At 47.7% G+C, this 472-nt stretch carries 1 pseudogene; it reads right to left on the bottom strand.

The features are described 5' to 3' along the window. Nucleotides 1-472, bottom strand: a pseudogene (locus tag CWC14_RS19315) (alpha-amylase); the annotation flags it as partial.

Below are 472 nucleotides of genomic sequence, written 5' to 3'. Positions count from 1 at the left end.
AGCATATCGCACGAGGGCTGGGTGTTCACCAAGTTTAAATCTTCCAGTGACAAGGTTTGTGGCTGATTGCTAATGTTAAACAGACAAAAAATACTTTGTTGGCGGTCGGCGCTTTGCCGCCAAAAGCCGAAAATTTCTTGGCCAAGGTGCAAAGTAAACTGCGTTGCATTGGGGTGAAAGGCTTTTTGCTTCCCGCGTATCTTAAGTAAATTCAACATACCACGATGCACCTTTTGGTGGTGGCTATGTGGATCGGCCAATTTGGCCTCTAAGTCATGCCAGTGCCAACGATGGCGATTAATGGCACGATTATGCTGGGTATTATTAAAACGCTCATAGTCGTTTTCGGTCCCCGTGAGCGAGTGAATATACACACCGGGAATTCCCTCCAGTGCCAACATAATGGCATGAGCACATAGAAATCGCGCCACGGCAAAGTTATCTGGCCCTTGCTGTGCTCCCTGTAAGGCAT

Origin of the sequence: Pseudoalteromonas sp. S3260 (assembly GCF_005886925.1) — a bacterium.
Classification (GTDB): Bacteria; Pseudomonadota; Gammaproteobacteria; order Enterobacterales; family Alteromonadaceae; genus Pseudoalteromonas; species Pseudoalteromonas tetraodonis.
The sequence above is the reverse complement of the archived record's forward strand: the minus strand, read 5'-3'. Positions and strand labels throughout refer to the sequence as shown.